Annotated in this window: 16 protein-coding genes; all 16 read right to left on the reverse strand. The window is 53.3% G+C overall.

Annotation, left to right across the window (positions count from 1 at the left end):
* Positions 1 to 43 precede the first annotated feature (43 nt).
* The 16 genes from kduI to NTU47_03460 all read right to left on the reverse strand — a co-directional run bounded on the left by kduI (position 44) and on the right by NTU47_03460 (position 19,743).
* Positions 44 to 877: a 5-dehydro-4-deoxy-D-glucuronate isomerase gene (gene kduI / locus NTU47_03385; protein MCX6132836.1), complete on the reverse strand. Its 834-nt coding sequence runs from the start codon at positions 875 to 877 to the stop codon at positions 44 to 46.
* A gap of 90 nt (positions 878 to 967) precedes the next feature.
* Complete coding sequence (locus NTU47_03390; protein MCX6132837.1) at positions 968 to 2,278, reverse strand: anaerobic sulfatase maturase; 1,311 nt, start codon at positions 2,276 to 2,278, stop codon at positions 968 to 970.
* 60 nt (positions 2,279 to 2,338) lie between these two features.
* Positions 2,339 to 4,789 carry a DUF4982 domain-containing protein gene (locus NTU47_03395; GenBank protein MCX6132838.1) on the reverse strand — a complete coding sequence of 817 codons (2,451 nt, stop codon included), beginning with the start codon at positions 4,787 to 4,789 and terminating at the stop codon, positions 2,339 to 2,341.
* Positions 4,790 to 4,794: 5 nt separating this feature from the next.
* Positions 4,795 to 6,000, reverse strand: a complete 1,206-nt coding sequence (locus NTU47_03400; protein ID MCX6132839.1) for an alginate lyase family protein — start codon at positions 5,998 to 6,000, stop codon at positions 4,795 to 4,797.
* Complete coding sequence (locus NTU47_03405) at positions 6,001 to 8,325, reverse strand: alginate lyase family protein (GenBank protein ID MCX6132840.1); 2,325 nt, start codon at positions 8,323 to 8,325, stop codon at positions 6,001 to 6,003.
* Positions 8,326 to 8,692: 367 nt separating this feature from the next.
* Complete coding sequence (locus tag NTU47_03410) at positions 8,693 to 8,875, reverse strand: hypothetical protein (protein MCX6132841.1); 183 nt, start codon at positions 8,873 to 8,875, stop codon at positions 8,693 to 8,695.
* 73 nt (positions 8,876 to 8,948) lie between these two features.
* Positions 8,949 to 9,704, reverse strand: a complete 756-nt coding sequence (gene kduD / locus NTU47_03415; GenBank protein MCX6132842.1) for a 2-dehydro-3-deoxy-D-gluconate 5-dehydrogenase KduD — start codon at positions 9,702 to 9,704, stop codon at positions 8,949 to 8,951.
* Positions 9,705 to 9,771: 67 nt separating this feature from the next.
* Positions 9,772 to 10,161: a cupin domain-containing protein gene (locus NTU47_03420; protein MCX6132843.1), complete on the reverse strand. Its 390-nt coding sequence runs from the start codon at positions 10,159 to 10,161 to the stop codon at positions 9,772 to 9,774.
* Between the two features lie 39 nt (positions 10,162 to 10,200).
* Positions 10,201 to 11,325: a GntR family transcriptional regulator gene (locus NTU47_03425; GenBank protein ID MCX6132844.1), complete on the reverse strand. Its 1,125-nt coding sequence runs from the start codon at positions 11,323 to 11,325 to the stop codon at positions 10,201 to 10,203.
* Between the two features lie 239 nt (positions 11,326 to 11,564).
* Positions 11,565 to 12,674 (reverse strand): XdhC family protein, encoded by a 1,110-nt coding sequence (locus NTU47_03430; protein MCX6132845.1) that lies wholly within the window; start codon positions 12,672 to 12,674, stop codon positions 11,565 to 11,567.
* Between the two features lie 13 nt (positions 12,675 to 12,687).
* Positions 12,688 to 13,893: a YgeY family selenium metabolism-linked hydrolase gene (locus NTU47_03435; protein MCX6132846.1), complete on the reverse strand. Its 1,206-nt coding sequence runs from the start codon at positions 13,891 to 13,893 to the stop codon at positions 12,688 to 12,690.
* 13 nt (positions 13,894 to 13,906) lie between these two features.
* On the reverse strand, positions 13,907 to 15,358 hold the full coding sequence (locus tag NTU47_03440; protein ID MCX6132847.1) for a pyridoxal-phosphate dependent enzyme: 1,452 nt from the start codon (positions 15,356 to 15,358) through the stop codon (positions 13,907 to 13,909).
* A gap of 89 nt (positions 15,359 to 15,447) precedes the next feature.
* Positions 15,448 to 16,644, reverse strand: coding sequence for a knotted carbamoyltransferase YgeW (gene ygeW / locus NTU47_03445; protein MCX6132848.1), 1,197 nt, complete (start codon positions 16,642 to 16,644; stop codon positions 15,448 to 15,450).
* A gap of 37 nt (positions 16,645 to 16,681) precedes the next feature.
* Positions 16,682 to 17,914, reverse strand: a complete 1,233-nt coding sequence (preA, locus tag NTU47_03450) for an NAD-dependent dihydropyrimidine dehydrogenase subunit PreA (GenBank protein MCX6132849.1) — start codon at positions 17,912 to 17,914, stop codon at positions 16,682 to 16,684.
* Between the two features lie 10 nt (positions 17,915 to 17,924).
* Complete coding sequence (locus NTU47_03455) at positions 17,925 to 18,866, reverse strand: FAD-dependent oxidoreductase (protein MCX6132850.1); 942 nt, start codon at positions 18,864 to 18,866, stop codon at positions 17,925 to 17,927.
* Between the two features lie 400 nt (positions 18,867 to 19,266).
* Positions 19,267 to 19,743 carry a (2Fe-2S)-binding protein gene (locus NTU47_03460; GenBank protein ID MCX6132851.1) on the reverse strand — a complete coding sequence of 159 codons (477 nt, stop codon included), beginning with the start codon at positions 19,741 to 19,743 and terminating at the stop codon, positions 19,267 to 19,269.
* Between the last annotated feature and the right edge of the window lie 46 nt (positions 19,744 to 19,789).

The following is a 19,789-nucleotide window of genomic DNA, read 5'->3' on the forward strand; positions in this document are numbered from 1 at the left end:
CCTTTGTTTCTGCTGTTGTTGATGCATTGCTCTGGTGATGCCGCTAGGCCAGGTCGTTCACCTTGACGCCGTCCATGTCATCAAATACCTGGTTTTCGCCCCCCATAGCCCAGATGAACGTATAGGCTTGTGTCCCCACGCCGGCATGGATCGACCAGCTTGGATTGAGCACCGCCTGCCGGTTGCGCATCACGATATGTCGCGTCTCCTCAGGCTGGCCCATGAGATGCACAACCATTGCCGTCGGCTCGATGTTGAAATACATGTACACCTCCGACCTTCGCTGATGGGTATGCGGCGGCATTGTATTCCACACACACCCTTCCTCAAGCTCCGTCAGACCCATGACGAGCTGGCAGCTCCTGATGCCGTTCGGGTGAATATATTTGAAGATCGTTCGCTTGTTGGCATCTTTCTGACTGCCCAGCCGGGCGGGTTCGGCATCGGCAAACTTCGCGTGTGTCGTCGGCAATTCCTTGTGCGCCGGATAACTGACAAAATAGAACATTGCCGGCGTGTCGGGGTTCTTACTCGTGAATTCTATCGTCCGTGCGCCGCGCCCGATGTAGAGGGCGTCCTTGAACGTCATGGCATATTCTTTTCCGTCGATGGCGATCGCTCCATCGCCGCCGGTATTGATGACTCCGATCTCTCTGCGTTCTGCGAAATACTCTGCAGCCATTTCTTTTTTCGTTCCGAGGAGTTTGAGCGATCCCTTGACCGGCACCGCTGAACCGGTGATCGAACGATCGATATCGGAATACACCATCGGTATATCGTCCGGCGTGAACAGGTGTTCGATCAGGAACGATGTGCGAAGGTCTTCCGTCGTCATCGATCGAAATCCTCTGGGGTCTGTTGAGAATCGTACTTCCATTGTGTGCTCCTTCTCGTGTGATCGTTGTCTTCTGTACTCGTTGATGCTCAATTGCGTGTCTGTGGAATCATGATCCGTACTGTGGAACACTCAGAAATCACTTCCACAGCATTTCTTGTACTTCTTCCCGCTTCCGCAAGGACACGGTTCGTTCCGGTCTATCGCGGTTGAAGTTTTGTGGTTCTGCGTGCCAGATGCGAACACCGGTTCAACCGGGGCGGCGTTTTGTTGCATCCAATCGCTCGCGAGCTTTTTCAAACGGCTGTCAGCGTGTTCAAAGAACGCTATGTACGACTCGCAAAAGTGATTCAGATTGTTGTCACGGGGATCCCGTACACGATCCTTGGTGCATCCTCCCTGACAGGAACGCAGCCACTGGCATTGTGTGCATTTCTCGGGCAGTTCAGCCTTCCACGATCCGAATGTTGACTGCAGCGGCGAGTTCAGCATCTCGATGACGCTTCCTTCCATCAGATTCCCCAGTTTCCATTCGGGCTGAACAAAGAAGTCGCACGCATAGACATCGCCGTTGTGCTCCACCACAACATACACACCGCACGTTTTGAGGAGTGTGCAGTCCGGAGCGTTCAAGCCGACATATGTGTGAAAGACCGAATCGAAGAAGCGAATGGAAGTGGTAGCCACCGGCCCGTCGAAATCGGCCTGCCAGAGATCGAACAGCCTCACGAGAAATCTGCCATAAGCTTCGGCGGAGACTGAAAATGGTGCTGCCTTTGAAGGATCCGAAGGATCTGTCTCCACGCACGGAATAAATTGCATGAAGGTCAAACCCAGTTCTTTGTGGAAATTGTAGATCTCTTCGGGAAACTGAACCGAATAGTCATTAACAACAGTCAAAGCATTCACTTCAACGCCGGCATCGAGGAGTAGTTTGGCCCGATCTACAACTTCCTTCCACGATGCCTGTCCGCCCTTGAAGACCCGGTAGTGATCATGGACGTGCTCAGGTCCGTCTATCGACAGCCCGACCAGGAAGTTATATTGTTTCAGGAAATTGGCCCAATCCTTGTCCAGCAGGATTCCATTGGTCTGAAGGCCGTTTCCGACAGACCTCCCGTTACCGTACTTGATCTGAAATTGAACTGCCTTTTCGAAAAACGGGAGTCCGGCCAGGGTTGGCTCTCCGCCCTGCCACCCGAACGAGACGTGGCGCCCTCCCTGCTGCAAGACCTGTTTTACCGTTTCTTCAAGAACGTGCTCGCTCATTCGATGGACCTTCGCTTCCGGAAACTGGTTCGCCCGATCGAGGTAGAAACAGTACGTGCAATCAAGATTGCAGTCGGGACCTGCCGGTTTTATCAGGACGGAATCGAGAGATTTTCTGGCGAATTGCATAGTCCCTGAGATTTTGTTTTCCAACTCTTTCAAGATCTTTTCCATCGCATGCAGTCACCGAGCCTTGATTGAGCAATATCTCGAACAGCGCTCATGGGAAGGATCCTATCGATTCACAATCACGTAACTGCCTTTGAAGTCCTGATTACGCGCTTCGATCACCGCTTTCTTGCCCGGAGCCGGTTTGAACTCGATCTGAGCCTTTCCGTTTGCCATTTCGATGACAGAGCTGCGGGTTGGTGTCCCATAGTTCACAACCAGTTCGCCCCCGCCATCACTCGTGAAATATAACCGTTTGTTGTATTCGAGGCATCGTTGACCGTTCGCGTCGACCGCTGTCGCCGTCACGAGAATCGTTCCACCAGACAGCGTCTCTGATGTCAGCGCGATGTGATCTGCTTCCCCGCTCTTTCGGTTTGTGTACTGCACGATGACCGTATCGGATGCGGCAGCTTTGCCATTTGTGTACCCGATCGCAATCAGGGTGTTCTTCCCCGAGAGAAAGTCGATTTGCCAGTTGAGCCCGCTGGCGGGAAACTTCTTGATGTCCTTGAGACGTTTTCCCTGGTTGACACCATTCAGAAACAGTTCGACTTCGCCGCAATTGCTGAATACCTTCACGTCGCGCTTCACCGTGGCCGGGCCGCTTCGCTCCGTCCAGGTGTGAGATTCAATGTAACAGAATTCGGGAGAAGTTGTCCAATAGCTCTTGAATACATAGTAAGCATCTTTTGGCTTTCCAGATCTGTCGACCAATCCTTTTTGATTGATGTACGGTATTGGATTCTCCGGGCGCAGGGGCGTTGGAAAATCCTTGAACGCCCACTGAGCATTTCCGGTGAACCACGGCGTCTGTTCGGAGATATGCAAATACCAATCGAACAAGTTCACAATGTAGTTTTCGCTCCAATCGCTCATTTGTGAAATGTTCTTGATCTTCTGAGGTTTGATATTCTCCTCCCATCCGGTGGAGACTGTCATCCCTTCGCCAGTGACCGGAGTTTCTGTGTGCCGGCCAACGTGACTATCGCCCCCGTACTCAGCGTGAAAGCACCGTGCGAAGTTTTTTCGCGCATCGGTAATCGCCTTCTCGAACGTTGTGTAGACTCCGCTGTACCACCCCGGCCACATGGAAGGGGAAACCAGATCAACAAGGTCAGCTCCTTCTGTAAATTTCCGCGTGGCGGTGGCACGTCCCGGGTCTAATGCATGAGCGATGGTGTTCAGTTCCTTGATCATGGAGCGGAGAGTATCCATCTGATCCCCTCCAGGAACATCAGGCAGCCAGTAGAGCTCGTTGCCAAGTGAGTGAATGATGATCGATGGATGATTGAAATTCTGGACGATTTGTTCTTTGAGGAGTCTCCGCGTGTTCGTTTTCCATTCCTCACCCCCCATACCACCGCGGCACCAGGGGAGTTCATCCCACACGAGAATTCCCAACTCGTCGCACGCCTTATAGACCTCCGGGTCCTGAGGGTAATGTGCAAGGCGCACGAAATTTGCCCCCATTTCCTTGATCATGGTCATATCTTTTCTGTGCAGACTGTCGGGCATTGCGCTGGCAAGGCCGGCGTAGTCTTCATGACGGTGAGTCCCGCGCAGCAGCAGGCGTTCCCCGTTCAAGAAGAACGGTCCATGTTCCTGGAACTCAAACCACCGGTATCCGATGCGCTCGACGACGTTGTCGATCATCCGTCCAGCCTGTTTCAGCGATACTGACACGGTATATAATGCCGGATCGGATGGCGACCAGAGATCTGGATTCTTCACATTCTGCATGGTCAAGGCACATTCCGTGGTACCTTTGGACAGCTTCACCCTGGCAGACCTGCGACCGATTTCTTTTCCTCCGCGATCTTTGAGAACGGCCTCGACTTCACCGTTCATCTCTGCGGCCCCGGCGTTGGCGATCGAAACGTTCACGACTGTCTCGGCTTCCTTCCTGGTCACTTTCGGCGTTTTGATCAGCACGCGTTCGACGAATTGCGGCGGCACAATGTTCAACCAGACATCTCTGGTAATGCCGCCATAGATATGGAAGTCAGATTTCTGCGACGGAATGACATTCGGATCGTACGAGTTGTCGGCTCTGACCAAAATGGTGTTCGTTTCCCCATTCTTCAGAAAGGGGGTCATATCAACTGTAAAGGCAAGGTATCCGCCACTGTGCCCACCGGCGCGTGAGCCGTTGACGTACACATCGCTCTTGATGTTGACCCCTTCGAACTCCAACAGATACTGGAGACTGATCTTACTTGCAGGAACAAACAACTCCTTTTTGTACCAGCTTGCGGAACGGCGGTAGCCGGGAACCTGGTCGACAGCGTCAAACTGGTTCCATGTGTGCGGCAGATCGATTTGCATCCATGGCTTGCGTGTTTGGCTCAGTTGTTCGACGGTCGCAAGGTTGTCCTCGAGATAATTCCACTTCTCGTTGATCCTGAAGATCTGCCTCTTTGGCTCATCAATGATCGCTTGTGCCGTGACAATCGAGAGTGAAACCAGGACAAGAACAATCGACCTCAAGAGCAGAACGAAGAGTCTGTTTGTCATGTGCATTATCGTACCCAAAGAACCGGTTGCCGGATTGGAATGCTGCGCCGGACTTCTTCATTCCCGGAGTCGGCATCAAGCGTCTTCCATGTTTCAACATAGCGCTGCTCACCGAGAGCGATGCCGGCGAAGAGCAAAAAAGGTTGTCGCGCTGGAAATGCATCAAAATGCATCACGTCTTTCGCATATGGCCATTTCGATTTGTCCACGATGTAGGGATAGAGGAACTGAACCGCCTTCCGCATGTTCCGGCCGTCCGGGAGCGTGAATTCCCAGAGATTGTCATCGGCCGTCGAGAGAACCCAGCAGATCGCTGCCATTCCCTCGAGGTTAAAAATTGAATAGCTGTAGGGCTTTGTTCTTCGCAGTTCCTCCGGAAAGCTCCCATCGGCAGCAAATTGTTTGGGGAGGAAGACGTTCTTGAACCTTGAACGGCAAGACGAGAGCGTCGCCGTGTCATTGACGAGATGGGCAAATGCCGCCGCCTGAGTCACCCACCAAGTCCCGTGATTGTTCTTTGCCTCCCGCTCGTCAATTCCGTACTGGTGAGTTGTCAGCCATTGGAGGTATTCGCCAAACCACTGCTTGATGGCAGCCTCTTCGCCCGCCTTGAACGACTTCGATCCGGAAAGAACCTCGACCGCACGTGCAGCCTCAATGAGATGGATGGTGTCAATGATACCGGTCCCGCGTCCCGTGAACTTTCCTTTGATGGCCTGAGCATACTTCAAGTGAGGATACATTTTCGTTGCGTCATCAACACACCACGCATGCAAATGCAGAATTGCCTTGGAGGCGAATTTCTCGTCGCCGGTGATCTTGTACGCAGCGGTCAATGCAGAGACAACGTCACAAAAACGGCGCATGACCTCCCTATGTTTGTTGAAATTGTCCGGGTTCGTCATCCCATCGCGCTGTACATACGGACCATCCGGATTCTTCGGATCAGGCCACCAGTAGTCCCCTTCTGAAAAATACTCATGTACCCCGCCGGTGCTTCGCGGAGATGAAAAAGCAGTAACCGTCACAGGGGGTTCTTTCAAACACTCTTCTGCGCTTTTCAGGATACGGACGCGATCAATTGAGGCAACATCGACCACACTCTTTTGCCGGGCAGAGGCGTTGGACGCCGGGAGACAACACAGTCCGACCAGGCAGAATGCAAGAACAACTGAGCTGATGGTGATCGACGTGTCGGTGCTGAGTGACAATTAATTCCTCCTGTGGAGATACCGAAGCATCGCTTCGATGAAGTAGTAATCGCCATAGATAATCGAAACGTCGACCTCTGACTTGGCGGGCTTGCTGCCGACGGCGTGATTCAAAATCGCGTGCGAATTTGTTCCCTCTGCCAGATAGGGAGCCGAACAAAGCGAACGAAGTATCTTCTCTGCTGTTTCGAGATAATGTGTTCTCGTAGACGGGTTCTCTACGTAGTTTGATAATTCAAACAGGGCTGACGAAGTAATAGCAGCTGCGGAAACGTCCCGGGGTTCATTCGGTATCTCGGGCGCCAGGAAATCCCAGTAGGCCACATTGTCCGCAGGCAGATGACTGATGAAATAGTCCGCTGCACGCTGGGCTGTTTGCAGAAACCGCTTGTCGTGTGTGAACCGGTACGTCATCGTGTAACCGTAGATCGCCCATGCCTGTCCACGCGCCCAGGCCGATTCATCGGCGTATCCCTGATGCGTGTTCCGTGCGACCACGCTTCCATTCGTCGTATCATACCCGAGAACGTGATAGGTGCTCCCATCGGGACGGAAATGGTTTTTCATGGTCGTTTCCGCATGTTTGATGGCAATGTCACGCAGTTGTTTCGAACCGCCGTTCTCTGCCGACCAGAAGAGCAGCTCGAGGTTCATCATGTTGTCTATGATGACAGGGTATTCCCATTTGCGGTTATCCCATGATTTGATACAGCCGACAGTAGCGTTGAAGCGCGTCGAAAGCGTTTGGGCCGCCTGAAGAATGATCTTTTTGTATTCATCCGAGGGATACAATCGATATCCGTTCCCGTAACTGCAAAAAATCTTGAAACCGACATCGTGCGTGCCGGTATCGAATTGCTCATGTGCCATGCCCGCGGTCCATTTCTCGGCGGCATTCTTGAAGAACGGATCCTTTGAGTACTCATTCAAATACCAAAGTGAGCCCGGAAAGAACCCGCTCGTCCAATCGCGGGCGGCGACGGTCTTCCATGATCCATCTGGAAGCGTACATCGCGCGAATTTCGTGCTGTCCTGAATTACGCCGACCGACCGTCGCAACTGCTCTGCTGAGAATTGCAGCGCTTGCGAAACGAGCACATCGAGTTTCTGCAAACTCCGAACTCTGGGAAGGAACAAACGAGACGATGCCGCCGCGATTGTAGGATTCATAAGTCTCTCATACGCCGACTCATATCGTGCATCGCCGTATTTTACCGCTGCAATCTGGAGCATCGCAACCAGGTGATCGTACTCAATCGGCACGATCTGCCGCCATGTCCATTCCTTTTCCTTGAGCGCGTACGGGAGGAGGAAATCGATCGCCTTTTGTATGCCCCGTCCATCGGGAGTAGAATAGTGCCAGAGGTCAACACCGACATGGTCGCCAAGCAGTGCGAGGTTTACGAGTCCCCCCGTGTTCATGACCGAGTAACCCCACGACTTGGTGCGGGCCAGCTCGAAGGGCTGCGAGCCATCAGGTTCGATCTGAGCTGCGATCCTTTTCGTTCCGGCATTCGAAAGAACCTCCCGCACGAGCGCCGTCTTGTCCAGAAAAAGCGCGATGGATACTACCTGGACATCATATGCCGTCCCATGGTTATTCTTCTCCGCAGCTTCATCTCTCCCGTTCTTGCTTTCCAGCAGCCATGAAAGATACGCAGCAAACCACTCTTTCAATCCACGCTCGAGAGATGGTGTCAGAGATGCGGACCCTTTCAACAACCCGATCGCGTCGATGACGTCCCTGAAACCATAGGAATCAATGATACCGATCCCCCGGCCATCGGTGATACCGTTGATTGCCTGGGCAAAATTGAGATTGGGATTCATACGCGTCTCAGGATCCACGAACCAGACCTGCAACTGCAAACAGGCAGCACGTGCGAATTGCTCATCGCCGGTAATAAAATTCGCCGCCGCCAGCGTCCGGACCGCGCTCATCATTGTTCCCAACCGAACCCGATCGCCGAGAGTGTTGTGTTCCGGATTCGTTTCGCCATCACGACGAACATACGGCACCCCCCCGGGTTTGCTGCTGTCCGGCCACCAGTACGGACCCACACTCATATAATCGTGCTTGCTTCCGCTCGGCGGTACGCCTGATTTCTGCATCACGGAGACTGGCTTTGCCTGAAGAGCTTTCCGGGCCTCTTTGAGCAAGCCGTCTATCGGAGTTTTGAGCTCCCCGTTCTGCGTGCCGTACGCTGCCCGGGCGGCAACGAGAGTGGATGGATCAAGCAGAAAAACCCGCGGCCGCCGATCCTGAGCGGCAAGCGGTCGGCACACGAGGATAAGAACCAGCGCGAAAGCAGCAATTGTCTTCATCGAATCTTTCCCGGAATTACTTTTCGGATAATTTGAAAGACGGTATCCAATTCCGTTTCCCTGACGCCAATCGTCGAACCCGTCATTGCATCTGCCGGAATCGAATAGACAGAGTTACCAAAGGTGTTTTCCGATCGCACGCTATGATCTGGTGAATATGACAGAAATTAGGCGACGGTTGAAATCCAGCGTCGAGTTTGAATTTCCACCTATATGTATGCACCTCCCCGTACGCTGCTTTCATCGTATCGGGAGAAGATCCGTCCGTCTTGATCTCACAACGCTGTCGGTCTGTATTGATACACCGGTCATCGTCCTGGTCTCTGTGCAGCGTGAACACGAAAACGAATTTGCGCAGGTCAACGTCTCAAGCTTCGGTAATGTGTCTGCCCGCGTGCTTGCAGTCGGGAACCTCATAACCATATTTTTTCGACACGATCCGGGCGTACGCGTCTCCTGTGCTGTCGGCATTCATGAACACCTGGCCGCTCAGAAGATTCGTGGCAACGATGGACAATACGAGAATAGAACGCACTGAAGACATGATCATACCGTGTGGGGACATCTGGCTAGATCAAACAGGTTTCATGTGTGTACATTGACGGCTCGTGCACCAACAAATCCTATCGCGCCATCCAGCCGCCATCCACCACGAGAACGTGACCGTTCACATAGTCGGACGCGGGGGATGCGAGAAATACTGCCACATCAGCTAAATCCTCGGGTGTTCCCCAGCGGCCGGCCGGGATCCTGTCGAGAATAGCCTTTGACCGAACAGCGTCGGCGCGCAAAGCCTTTGTGTTGTCTGTCGCCATGTACCCTGGAGCAATCGCATTGATATTGATACCCAGCGACGCCCATTCGTTTGCCAGCGCTTTCGTCACCTGCGCAACGGCGCCTTTGCTCGCGGAGTACGCGGGCACCAGGATCCCTCCCTGGAAACTCAGCAAGGAGGCGATGTTGATGATTTTGCCGGATTTTCGCTTCACCATATCCCGTGCGACAGCCTGGCTGAAGAAGAAGACGGTCTTGGCGTTTACCGCCATGATGTCGTCCCAGTCTTTTTCAGAATACTCAAGCGCCGGAGTGCGGCGAATTGTCCCGGCGTTGTTCACGAGGATGTCAACTTTTCCGAACGCCTTGATCGTCTGCTCGACAAGCGATGGGATGGGCTCAATGGACATCAGGTCTGCCGAAAGCGTCAGCGCTTTTCTGCCAAGCGACCGGATCACGTCGGCTGTTTCGCTCGCTACTTCCCGATCAACGAGCGCGACATCTGCCCCAGCTTCGGCCAGGCCGATAGCCATACCGCGTCCCAGACCTTTGAAACCACCTGTCACGATCGCTACTTTGCCCGTAAGATCAAATGAGTGTTTCATGTGAGATCCTTCGTTTAATTCATTCCACAACGGTTTGTTGTTTGCCAACCCCAAAACAAATCCTCAATCACACCTTCACCAGAAAATCTTCACGCATCGGAGTGAACACATCGACGAGGACCCCCTCTTCCAGGGCAACCACTCCATGTTCAACACCAGATGGAATGAAGAACGAGTCGCCGGCCCTCAGCAACCTCTTCTCCTCAGCAATCTGCACTTCGAATGAGCCCTTTTCGACGAACGTCACCTGACGATGCGGATGTGAGTGCATCGCACCAACGGAGTGTTCTTGAAATTTGACGCGTACCATCATAAGTGCGGAATCGTACCCGAGAATCTTTCTCGTGACTCCTCCTCCCACATCTACCCACGTGAGTTGCTCCTCGTTCACAAACAGGCCGCTGTAGTTCATCTCTTGGCTCCCTTTGATTGTTCCTGTCGCTCTTTGTTTGCACATACCGTTGGTCACGCAACGATCATGCCGGTCTTTCTGTCTTTACAGCGACCGTCTGCTGTTCGGTTTCCCTTTCTCACCAGACGACTCACGGATGACCAGTTTCGGTTTCACGACCCTGCGAACTGCTCCCCCCTTTCCTGACATCAACCTAAGTAAGAGATCTACGGCTTGTTTTCCGATTGAGTCGGTAGGTTGGCGGACTGTCGTCAACGGCACCGTTGCGAACTCGCCCCGCTCGATATCGTCAAAGCCAACGATAGCGATGTCGTCAGGAACACGCAGTCCCTGTTCGAGGATTGCATCTTCAAATCCCAGAGCGGAGAGGTCGTTGTACACAAATACAGCGTCGGGTTTCACGGAGAGCGATCCAAATTTCTTCCCGATCTCGTAGCCGGACTGATAATCATGCTTTTCCCCCCTTCGGCGGAGCCGAAACTGCAGGCGTTTATCAACTCGCCGGCCGGCAGCTTTGAGAGCCTTCTCATAGCCTCGCCGGCGTAACTCCCCTACCATATTACCCGCTTCGCCGTTCACGTAACCGATTCGCCGGTACCCCTGGTTCATCAGGTATTCCGTAGCCAGGTAACCTCCCTGTTCGTGGTCACTTCCCGCGAACGGAACGTCCTCATCGGCGATGTACGAAACCATGACGAATGGAAATCCCTGCTGCAGCATTTTGCGAATCGTCGGCGTGACGTGGTACTTGTGGGTCATCGACGCAATGATCATTCCGCTGACCCCGAACTCCCGGAACCTCGCAATTTGCGCTTCTTCTTTTTCCGCTTTGCCCGATGAATTCGAGATAAGAACATGGTATCCGAGTTCATATGCAGCATCTTCCACACTGTGCATCACGCGTGAGAAGAAGGGACTGCGGATGTCGCGGATCACGAGACCGATCGTGGGGTGTCCGTTTTGACGCGTATCGATTGCGCGTTGCGCGACGTACGTGCCTTTACCGACACGGCTGAAGACGATTCCTTCGCTGGCCAGCGTCGTAAGCGCTTTCTTCACCGTAATAAGGCTGACACCATATGCGGAGGATAGTTCGGCGTGCGAGCCGAGCTGATCGCCGGGCTTGAGCTCCTTCGAAGCGATCTTCGACTTGATGTCGTCGATGATCTGAAGGTACAATGGCGTGGAGTTATGGATGTCGATGGGCATATGATAACCTGGTATACTAGGTATAACCAGATTACGTGGAAAGTACTTTTTTGTCAAGACCTATTTTATTTGACAAGTGGACAGCATTCCCATTCCTGAGATATGAAGACATGGGGGGCATCGAGCAACAAGTGAAGATTCTCACGCAAAGCAGAGTGTTTTGGAGGAATAGGAAATGATTGCTAGTTCTGCGGGCGGGTAGTTTCCGGAAAGAACCAGCTGACAAAGAATGGTAGCAATTATGTGGCGTCCTCAAACCATCGATTCGTTTTCTCAGACAAAGGAAACGAGGCGCCGTAGAAGCGTCTTCGATGGCGGACGAGTTCGGCAACGATGCTTATTGCGATTTCTTCTGCCGTGACCGCACCGATGTGAAGACCAATCGGCGCATGAACCCGCCTGAGTGTTTCAACGGGAACACCCTCTTGTCTCAGGCTGTCAAACGTCGCACGGACCTTTTTACCGCTCCCGATCATGCCGATATACCGGGCCGGTGTGTCGATCACAAGGCGCAAGACTTCTTTGTCTGATTGATGAGCGCGGGTCACAATGACAATGGACATCGACCGCGTGATCGTAATCTTTGAAAGCGCATCACTCCATTCTCCCGAGATTGTCGCCGCCGCTTCAGGACAACGCGCGGGGGTCGCATAGTCTTCCCGGTCATCGACAATAGTCACAGCAAACCCTGTTGCCGCTGCAACTTTCGAGACGGAACGACCAACGTGCCCTCCACCGCAAATGACTAAGGCCTGTATTCCCGAGATCGGCTGGATGATGAGCTCGACTCCGCGCGTGGCGAGACGCTCCACGTATTCTTCGCGCTGCGATCGTTGGACCTGCTGAAGGAATGTCTCTGGTTCGATCCCGAGCTCATGCAGGAGCGCCCTCAGAGGCTTGAGGTTTGGGGCGCGCTCATCTGATTCCTCCAGCACAATCCTGGACACAACTCCCGACAGATCGATCCGGCGAAGGAGTACACAATCCTGTCCACTGCTGCGCAGTGCAACCAATTGCGAAAACACATCGAGAGCATCTTCTCCGATTTTCTCAATCAATACGTCCACGTTGCCGCCGCAAATCATCCCTTCTTCTGAGCCGGATTCGTTCAGATCGAATTCTTTGATCACCGATTCCCCTGCGGCCGCAAAACGCTCTTTCGCTTCCCTCGTCACCTTTGCTTCAAGCAATCCACCGCCGACGGTCCCCAGGGCTCGCATTCCATGTTCGCAGATGAGCATCGAGGAACCGGTGGGCAACGGCGTCGATCCCGACGACGAGATGATTGTCGCAAGCACCACACGTTCGCGCGCTTTCAGAGCAGTGACAATTTCACCGAGGAGGTCCATACGTCGGGGGGGGTTAGCGAACCGTGGCGGAATCTGTATAGACCGATGGAAACATGGCGTACCACGCCATTGCCTTGACAAGCTGCTCAACGGCAATCTGCTCGGTGGCCATGTGCGCGAAAACTTCATTCCCTGGTCCAAAGCCGATGCACGGAATGCCATGCATGCCCATGACGGCAACCCCATTTGTGCTGAAGTGCCATCGATTGACAACCGGTTTCCCGCCGAACAGCTTCTCGAATGCCGAAACTCCGCTCTCAAGCGCGGGGTGGTTCCCGGGCAGCAGCCAGGTCGGATAGTACTTTTTCGTTGGATATGTCAGCCCCTTCCAGCTCGGCACCGCGTAGTCACACACGACAACCTCCGCCTGCGACTGCTTGACTCCCGGCAAGTCCTGGATTTCCTGGACTGCCGACATCAAGGTGTCGGTCGCCGCGAGACGGCGGTCGAGGTGGATTGTCGAAGAGTCTGCAACGGCGCACAGTGAAGGAGATGTTGAACGAATTTCCGAAATCGTGACTGTTCCTTTGCCAAGAAACGGTTCCCCCGACAGACGCTCGTTGAGCTTCTCGATATCCTGTATGATCGGAGCCATCGTGTAGACCGCATTAACTCCCCGCTCGGGAGCTGACCCGTGACATGAAATCCCCTTTGTGGTAACCTGAATTTCCATCCGACCACGGTGCCCGCGATAGACACCCAGGTTTGTTGGCTCCGCGATGACAACGAGCTCCGGATGCAGCTTGTCCTCGTTGATGATATATTGCCAGCACAGTCCGTCACAATCTTCTTCTTGCACGCTCCCCACGACATAAAGGGTGTAGTCATCCTCGAGCCCCAGGTCTTTTATCAGCTTCCCGCCGAACACAATTGACGCGAGCGCCCCCTTCATGTCACAGGCTCCCCGGCCATAGATAATGCCGTCTTTTTCCGCGCCTTTGAATGGATCGACCTTCCAGTTCGCAGGATTGCCGACATCAACTGTATCCACGTGAGCATCGAGGGCGATGACATGTTTCCCTTTGCCAATCCGGCCAAGGATATTGCCCATCGGATCAATCGTCACCTCATCATACCGGCACCGTTCCATTTCCTCTTTGATGCGTTGAATGACCTGTTCTTCCTGCGAGCTGAGAGACTTGATCGCGATCAGGTCCCGCAGGAATTGTACTATCTGGCGCTCATTACGGTGTGCAGCCTGAAGAATCTCTTTCTTCATACTTGTCCTTCGTTTAGCTTGCCATGGCGTTGAATTCGCCGATCAGCGTGTCGAAATATCCGACCTCATCTTCAAATAGACTGCGCCAGTATTGCGGATCCCACTGGGCGTTAATCTCTTCGTAGGTTTTTCCCTGTTGCTCCACCCACGTGTAATATTTCAGATTATGAATCGCCTTTCGGTCGTAGTACGTTAATTCCTTGAAATAATCAATCGATTGATGGGCGAGCGGTCCGGCTTGATCCCGCGCTGCTTCCACAGAAGAATATGCGCCCCGTTCTTTGCGAAGCTCTTCGAGCCGTGACTGGTAAAGATCAACCGAATCCGTGAAGATCGTGAAGATCACATCATCCTTTGTCAATTCAAAGTACTTCGCCGTCTTCATCGCTGCAAGCATGTTGCCGATGGATGATATGCCGAGCAGTGACAATCGATCAACGTGTTGTTGTGGAATACCCAGCGACGAGAGATACTTCTTCCCCTCCGTTTCATTGAACAGCCTGAGAAGGCGCATGCAATCCTCATCGTCCACTGCGGCTACCGCGTCAGTATTCCGGACATTGTGAACCCACGGCACGTGTTTGTCTCCGATCCCTTCGATGCGATGGCCGCCGAAGCCATTCATGAACAACGTTGGACACTGCAGCGCTTCACTTGCAACGATCTTGAGATGCGGATAGTGTTTCTTCAGGTAATCACCTGCAGCTATCGTGCCGGCAGACCCCGTGGCCGAAACGTACGCGGCCGCACGCAGGTTTGCTGAACGGAGTTCCCGGAATACTTCATCAATTGCCGGGCCGGTTACATTGTAGTGCCAGATGGGATTGCCGAATTCCTCGAACTGATTGAAAATGATGTTGATTGGATCCTTTTTCAACTCCCAGCATTTGTCGTAGATCTCTTTTACGTTCGACTCACATCCCTGCGTTGCGATGATCTCTGCACCAATTTCACGGAGCCACTGGAATCGCTCTTTCGACATTTCCTCCGGGAGGATGGCCACCGGTGTGCAGCCGAGCAAAGCGCAATCGAAGGCTCCGCCTCTGCAGAAGTTGCCCGTCGACGGCCATACCGCTTTATGCCGTGATGGATCAAATTCGCCGCTCACGAGGCGCGGGACCAGGCAGCCAAACGCAGCCCCCACTTTGTGGGCTCCTGTCGGGAAATACTTGCCGATGAGACCTATGATGCGCGCATTCACACCGCTGAGGGCCGGGGGAATTTCGAGGTAGTTCACCCCACCGAACATTCCGGTCGCTACATCATTCTTCCAGGTAATGCGGAACAAATTAAGCGGATTGATGTCCCAGAGTCCTACGCCCGAGAGCCGCTTCCTGATTTCAGCAGGAATGAGCTGTGGGTCGCGCATCTGCGCAAACGTGGGGATAACAACTCCGCGTTTCCTGCAAAGAGATGCTGTCTTCTTGATGACATCAGGAAAGAGTTGAGCAATGATCTTTGACATAAGTTTTTCCGGTACATTAACCACGGATTACGCTGAAATGACACAGATTGTCACGGATTTGACATCGGTGGATATCCGCACTATTCGTGTTATCCGTGGTTCCTCTTTCTTTTGGTGTTCATGAATTTGGTTATAGTCGGGACGGGTTTCTCCATTCTCGTCAGAAAGATGATTGCCGCTATCACAAACGGTTTGAACCCAGCCTCCGCGTACGTATCGAGGCGATATTTCTCGAATACGTTCTTCGATACTTCCCCTTGCACACAGCTCACACCGGAGATGTCGGCTGGGAGACAATGCATGTAGAGGGCTTGTCCTTTCTTTGTAAGCTTCATCTTCTGTTCGTCACATTCCCAATTCTTGAACCTTGCGTTGTTCACAAGGCATTCCTTCTCCAGCCCGACCAAGCCCTGCTTGTCATTGGCAAAGAGAAGTTCTGTTCGGCGCTGCATAACCTGGTACGGCGCCCACGATTTCGGGTACACCACGTCTGCGTCTTCAAACGCGGCCTCCATGCTGTCGACGACGGAAAATGACCCGCCGCGTTGACCGGCATTCTTCCGTGCGACGTTCACAACATCGGGGATCAGGTCATATCCCTTCGGGTAGGCCAGCGAAACGTTCATCCCGAACCGCGTCATCAGTCCTATGATTCCCTGAGGCACCGACAACGGTTTCCCGTAACTCGGAGAGTAGGCCCAAGTCATCGCCAGTTTCTTTCCCCGGAGAGCTTCGAGGGAGCCAAAATGGTTCTTCAGCTGCAGAAGATCGGCGAGAGTCTGTGTCGGGTGATCGATGTCGCACTGAAGGTTCACGACGCTCGGCCTGCGATGGAGAACGCCTTGTTCAAAACCCTCCTGGACTGCCACGCCAACCTCACGCATGTACTTGTTCCCTTCCCCAAGAAACATGTCGTCCCTGATACCGATAGTTTCCGCGAGGAAGGAAATCATGTTCGCGGTTTCGCGAACCGTCTCGCCATGAGCGATCTGTGATTTCTCTTCATCAAGCTCGGAGAGACCCAGTCCAAGGGCGTTCACTGCTGACGCGAAGCTGAACCGTGTGCGTGTGGACTTATCCCGAAATATCGAAATTGCCAGGCCGGTATCGAACGCCTTGAAGGGAATGCCCGCATTGTGAAGGTGTTTGAAGATCTCCGCGACCAGGACAATTCCCTTAATCTCGTCGTCGCTCTTTTCCCAAGTGAGGAGAAAATCTTTGTTGAACATTCCGAGCTTGAGTTTCTTCAACTCTCGCATTGATGAGTGCAGCTGTTTCTGTGTCATCGTGCTCCCTTGTTCACTTCCTGAACATGGTGATCTGTTACGCTTTCACGTGCATCTCGATGCATCCGTCCACCGGGCACACAAACTGACAGAGACCGCAGCCGACACACCGTTCCCAGTCGACGTGAGGAGACTTGTTTGCCCGCTGGTCAATTGCATTGTGGCCTCCATCGCGGCATGCAACATAACAGACATCGCACGCGATGCAGAGTTTGTCATTGATATGGCTGCGGATGGTTTGCCGCGGGAGATCGTCATGCATGACAATATTGGGAAGGGCCTTGCAGACAATTTCTGCCGGCGACGAGAACTTCATTTCATCGAGATAGTGTGACATCCCGCTTCGCAGGTCATCAATCACGCGGAAACCGTGATGCATAACCACCGTGCAGAACTCGACAACACCGGCCCCAACTGCCATGAATTCGACCGCATCGCTCCACGTCGATGCACCGCCGGTCCCGAGAATTGGAATGTCCACATTGCGCGCGATTTCGGCAATGGTGCGCAGCGTGATTGGCTTGATGGCCGGGCCCGTCATACCGCTGTACGTTGATTTTCCGGCCAGACTTGGATTTGGCGCGAACGAGCGGATATCAATACCCATGAGGGCCTGGATCGAGTTTGAAGCCGTCAGTGCATCACACCCACTTCGCTTCACCGCCCTGGCCACCTCCACGATATCGGTAACATGGGGGGTGATCTTGATGGAAACCGGGATTCTCGACGCTGCTTCTTTGACCCATCGGGCGGTCAGCTCGGTCGCACTCAGGCTCTGTGCAAGCATCTTTCCCGGGTCCTCACCGATATTTCCCTGGGGACACGAGAAACTGCATTCGATCAGATCCGCTCCCGCCTTTTCCAGCCGCGCAACCAGAGTCTGCCAGTCTTCTTTTCTTCCGGCCATGATGCTGGCTGCGACCATTTTGTCGGGAAACTCTCTTTTCAGCGTCCGGACATTGTGTTCAATCTTGTCGATGTGATGTTCGGAGATGAGATCGATGTTACCCATGCCGAACAGCTTTTTCCCTTCGTGTTCGAAGCTCGACATCATGGGATAGCACAAATCGACCAGCGTCCCCTCGATTGATGTCGTCTTCAGAATCGCCCCCGCCCATCCCATCCGGAATGCGCGACGCACCATATCAAGGTCATCGGTCGAGGGAGCCGCCGCCAGGATGAACGGATTCTCGAGGTGTATTCCCAAAAAATCATACGATAAATCCCGTGAAGGATAGATCTCAATTTCTGTCATGCGTTGGTATCCCATGCTTCTCCCCTCACTTCGCTGTCAGATATTGATGAATGGCGTGGGCTGCATACTTTCCATGCGCAACCGATTGGACGATCGTTCCTTCTCCCGCAATCATATCACCGCCGGCGAACACACCCCGCACCGATGTTTCAAAACTACCGCCGACTTTTACGTAACTGCCTTTTCGATCGAGATCGCCGAGCCACGCAGCCCCGATCGTCTGGCCGATCGCGATGATGACCGCGCTGGCGTCCAGCACGAAATCCGATCCCTTTACTTCAACAGGCACTGCTCTGCCGGATTTGTCTTTTCTCTTGCCAAGAGCTGTCTGGCGGCAAGTGATGCCTTCAACCTGTTTCTTCCCGGTGATTCGAACAGGATTGACGAGAAAGCGAATTTCCACCCCCTGTTTTCTGGCTTCGTCGAGTTCTCCCTTCCACACACGCATTTCTTTCTCGCTTCGGCGATAGATCAGGATCACGCTGTCAGCCCCCAGCCGTTTGGCGGTCGCTGCCGCGTCGAGCGAAACATTGCCGCCTCCGATGATCACCACCTTTTTTCCCAGCTTCAACCCTGATGGCCTTGTCTTGGCTCGTTCGAGGAACGAAAGCACTGGAAACACTCCCTGCAGTTTTTCACCGGGAATTCCAATCATCCGATCTTCGCCGAGACCAACTGCAAGAAAAGTCGCTTCGTGCGTCTTCCGAATCCGGTCGAACCCCCTCGCATCCACTGTTTGTTTCTTCACAGTGAAGAACTGCGAAAGGAATTCTGTATCCGAGTCAAGCTCCTTCGCGGCAAGCCGGAATGAAGGGATGCTGTTACGCGGTACTCCACCGGGTTTCCCCGAGTCATAGACATCGACCCTATGTCCCATTTTCGCCAACTCGAACGCACAACCGAGCCCGGCGGGTCCGGCGCCGACGACAGCGACGCTCCTGGCGGATTCCCGAAATATTTCCGGCATCGAAAACCCTCGCCTACGTTCACGTTGGGTTGCGAAGAAATGCAGCTCGCGAATCTGAATGGGTGTGTCTTCTTTGCCTCGCGTGCACACTGACTGGCAGAATACTTCTTCCGGACAGATCTTGCCGCATGTGTTTGCTAATGCGTTCGAAGTTTTCACGACCTCGGCTGCTCCGATCACATTGCCCGATCGTATCATCGAAATGAACTTCGGCACGTCGATGTGAGTCGGGCAGGCCGTCATGCAGGGGGCGTCAAAACAATACAGACAACGCTCTGCTTCAGTCTTCGCTTGTTGGGAATTCATATGATCGAGGTAGTTCGGTTTTGAGTTTTGAGTTTCGGGTTTCAAGTTCAAGGTTCAAGGTTCCCGGACAATACAACGTCTTACATCTAACGTTTTACGTCTTACATTTTACGTCTTCCACCTCTTTTATCGCATCAACGATTTGCTGATAGCCGGTGCAACGGCAAAGGTTACCGGAAATCGCAATCCGCACTTCCTCTTCGCTGGGTGTCGGGGAATGGTCGATCAGATCTTTGGCACTCATCAGCATACCGGGGGTACAAAAACCGCACTGCACCGCATCGTGGTCGAGAAACGATTCCTGCAATGGATGCAGTTTGTCGCCGTCAGCTAACCCTTCTATGGTAAGGACTTCCTGGCCTCGGATCTGCGGAACGAGAACAAGGCAGGAATTCACCGCCTGTCCGTTCAACAGCACGGTGCACGCGCCGCACTCGCCGATTTCGCATCCCCGCTTTGTGCCGGTGAGGCCCAGTTCGTCCCTCAAGAAATCAAGGAGTGTCTGGTTCGGGCGAACTTCGAGCTCGTACTTCCTGCCATTGATTGTCGTGTTGATCAGAACCAAATTCATGAATCCATCCTTCATGTCGTCGTGGGCAAAGGACGCCTTCACCCTG

This window comes from Ignavibacteriales bacterium (assembly GCA_026390595.1).
Lineage (GTDB): Bacteria > Bacteroidota > Ignavibacteria > UBA10030 > UBA10030 > UBA9647.

What these genes read in the sequence shown, in the direction of transcription:
- NTU47_03435 (MCX6132846.1), bottom strand. Translation starts at nt 13,893, where the DNA reads ATGAAGAAAGAGATTCTTCAGGCTGCACACCGTAATGAGCGCCAGATA.
- ygeW (MCX6132848.1), bottom strand. Translation starts at nt 16,644, where the DNA reads ATGACACAGAAACAGCTGCACTCATCAATGCGAGAGTTGAAGAAACTC.
- NTU47_03405 (MCX6132840.1), bottom strand. Translation starts at nt 8,325, where the DNA reads ATGAAGACAATTGCTGCTTTCGCGCTGGTTCTTATCCTCGTGTGCCGA.
- NTU47_03460 (MCX6132851.1), bottom strand. Translation starts at nt 19,743, where the DNA reads ATGAATTTGGTTCTGATCAACACGACAATCAATGGCAGGAAGTACGAG.
- NTU47_03455 (MCX6132850.1), bottom strand. Translation starts at nt 18,866, where the DNA reads ATGCCGGAAATATTTCGGGAATCCGCCAGGAGCGTCGCTGTCGTCGGC.
- NTU47_03395 (MCX6132838.1), bottom strand. Translation starts at nt 4,789, where the DNA reads ATGACAAACAGACTCTTCGTTCTGCTCTTGAGGTCGATTGTTCTTGTC.
- preA (MCX6132849.1), bottom strand. Translation starts at nt 17,914, where the DNA reads ATGGGATACCAACGCATGACAGAAATTGAGATCTATCCTTCACGGGAT.
- kduD (MCX6132842.1), bottom strand. Translation starts at nt 9,704, where the DNA reads ATGAAACACTCATTTGATCTTACGGGCAAAGTAGCGATCGTGACAGGT.
- NTU47_03425 (MCX6132844.1), bottom strand. Translation starts at nt 11,325, where the DNA reads ATGCCCATCGACATCCATAACTCCACGCCATTGTACCTTCAGATCATC.
- NTU47_03410 (MCX6132841.1), bottom strand. Translation starts at nt 8,875, where the DNA reads ATGATCATGTCTTCAGTGCGTTCTATTCTCGTATTGTCCATCGTTGCC.
- NTU47_03440 (MCX6132847.1), bottom strand. Translation starts at nt 15,358, where the DNA reads ATGTCAAAGATCATTGCTCAACTCTTTCCTGATGTCATCAAGAAGACA.
- NTU47_03430 (MCX6132845.1), bottom strand. Translation starts at nt 12,674, where the DNA reads ATGGACCTCCTCGGTGAAATTGTCACTGCTCTGAAAGCGCGCGAACGT.
- NTU47_03420 (MCX6132843.1), bottom strand. Translation starts at nt 10,161, where the DNA reads ATGTGCAAACAAAGAGCGACAGGAACAATCAAAGGGAGCCAAGAGATG.
- kduI (MCX6132836.1), bottom strand. Translation starts at nt 877, where the DNA reads ATGGAAGTACGATTCTCAACAGACCCCAGAGGATTTCGATCGATGACG.
- NTU47_03390 (MCX6132837.1), bottom strand. Translation starts at nt 2,278, where the DNA reads ATGGAAAAGATCTTGAAAGAGTTGGAAAACAAAATCTCAGGGACTATG.